Below are 2,399 nucleotides of genomic sequence, written 5' to 3'. Positions count from 1 at the left end.
TAATTGAATACATTTTTCTCCCGAAAAAGCCAAACCCAGACCTACTCATAACGTGTCTATAATGCCCAAGTTTTATGAAAAGAGAAAGATGTTTATAAAGCATAGCTTTCAAAGGGGGGCAAGGGGAGATAGAAAGGGGGTTGGGGGGTTAGGTTTTTTTACCCACATTGTCAAGTCTTCTCTGTACTTAATGATAAGTTATTACCAAGATTTGATATAATGTAAAATAATATAAAATTAATGTAAATTAGCAAATCGCTATTCCAGCAGGTAGATATAAATTATGTGGATTTTCTTAGATATTGATGGAGTATTAGTACCAGAGAAAAAATTCGAGCAACCAGTTTTGCCAAAAGATATGCTCAAATTCGATCAAATTTGTCTGAATGAATTTGAAAATGTCCTGCGTCGTTATCCTATTGCCAAAATAGTTATCTCCTCATCCTGGCGAGAAATGTATTCTCTGCAAAAAATTTCTAGTTTATTTTCAGGAGATATTGCCATGCATGTTGTTGGGGTAACTCCATGTTTACACCCAACAGTTATTGAAAAAAATAAGCATATTCGGCATCAAGCAATTTTGGAATATTTCAGACAAAACAACGAAAAAAATCCACAGTGGGTAGCTATTGATGACATTCCTGAGTTCTATGAACCAGGTAGTCCAGTTATTGTTACCGATCCGTATTATGGTTTTAATCGCAATTCTGCTGAAATACTCGATCGCTATCTTGCCTCGTTGAGTGAGAAAATAACAGATGACAATACTAAAAGAAGGAGTAAGGAGTAGGGGCGATTCGCTTAATTAGGAGCATTCCGTAGGAAATCGCCCGTACAGGAGGAGCGAAAAAGAATTGATGATTTTTGTGCGATAATTAATTTGATTTTTTATTATTGGAAATGTCTAATATTTAAAGATGCAAACTAACGAAAAACTTACCTTCCCAAAAATGGGTTGTGGCACCTGGGCATGGGGGAACCGCCTCCTCTGGGGATATGACGAAAGTATGGATCAGGAACTGCAAAATGTCTTTAACCTTTGTGTTGCTAATGGCGTAACTTTATTTGATACGGGTGACTCCTACGGAACTGGCAAATTAAACGGACGTAGTGAAATGCTGTTGGGGGAATTTTCCCAAGCATACGCGGGGGCAAACCAAGATAATATTTGCATTGCCACAAAACTTGCTGCTTATCCCTGGAGGTGGAGTCGCAAAGCAATGATTTCAGCTTGTGCAGGATCTGCTCAACGTCTCGGCAAAAATGTTGATTTGGTACAGATGCACTGGTCTACTGCTAACTATTTTCCCTGGCAAGAATGGGGATTGTTGGATGGTTTAGCTGATTTGTACGAACAAGGGAAAGTTAAAGGAGTGGGGTTATCGAACTACGGACCAAAACGACTGAAAAAAGTGCATAAAAAACTTAGCGATCGCGGCGTTCCTCTTACTACTTTACAGGTTCAATATTCTCTATTATCAACCTACCCAGTTACAGAATTAGGATTAAAAGAAGTTTGTGATGAATTGGGAATTAAATTAATTGCATATAGTCCTTTAGCATTGGGAATATTAACAGGAAAATATTCTGAAAAAGGTTCTTTTCCTAAAGGGATTAGAAGTATTTTATTCAAACAAATATTACCAGGAATTCGCCCATTATTATTATGTTTAGAAGCAGTGGCAAAATCCAGAAATAAAACCCTATCGCAAGTAGCAATTAACTGGTGTATTTGTAAAGGTACAATTCCGATTCCGGGAGCCAAAAATCAAGCTCAAGCAGAACAAAATATTGGTGCATTGGGTTGGGAATTAGACTCTGGTGAAGTTGCGGAATTAGATAAAGCTGCTGGGAATACAGACAAGAAAATGGTACAAAATATTTTTCAGACTCAGTAAAAAAATTCAAAAGTCAAAATTATAGCACTAGGCGAAGCGTGAATAGGGAATAGGGAATAGGGAATAGTAACCTGTCACAGGGTTTTTCTGATAGGGAAATGCTCCGCGAACAAGATTTATAAATGTCCTAACCTTTGCTTCGACTGCTATAATAAAAATAAGATTGTCTAATAATCGAATCACAATTTTGTAGTTTTTTTCTGCGACGCACTGCTATTTTTACCGAATAATTAAGGTTTAAAGTCTCTCCTTTAAAGGAGAAACAAGCGGTCGTTTGCGGAGCAGTCCGTAGGATGGGATGGCGAGGTCTCCTCGCCATATCCAATCGACCAAGAGAGAAAAAATTTTCATGATTAGTCAATCCTATGGGGATTATATAGAATCCGGGTAATTAGTTATCGTATTACTGAGGAGTAATGAGTAATGAGTAATGAGTAATGAGTAATGAGTAAGGAGTAAGGAGTAAGGAGTAAGGAGTAATATCAAATCCGGTTGAATACA

Annotated in this window: 2 protein-coding genes; both read left to right on the top strand. The window is 37.4% G+C overall.

The window, feature by feature from the left end:
• Positions 1-283 precede the first annotated feature (283 nt).
• Positions 284-790 carry an HAD domain-containing protein gene (locus tag F6K40_RS39800; RefSeq protein ID WP_293145720.1) on the top strand — a complete coding sequence of 169 codons (507 nt, stop codon included), beginning with the start codon at positions 284-286 and terminating at the stop codon, positions 788-790.
• Positions 791-917: 127 nt separating this feature from the next.
• Positions 918-1,898 carry an aldo/keto reductase gene (locus F6K40_RS39795; protein ID WP_293145717.1) on the top strand — a complete coding sequence of 327 codons (981 nt, stop codon included), beginning with the start codon at positions 918-920 and terminating at the stop codon, positions 1,896-1,898.
• Positions 1,899-2,399: the final 501 nt, after the last annotated feature.

Source organism: Okeania sp. SIO3I5 (assembly GCF_010672085.1).
Classification (GTDB): domain Bacteria; phylum Cyanobacteriota; class Cyanobacteriia; order Cyanobacteriales; family Microcoleaceae; genus Trichodesmium.
This window is presented reverse-complemented; position numbering and strand designations above follow the sequence as displayed.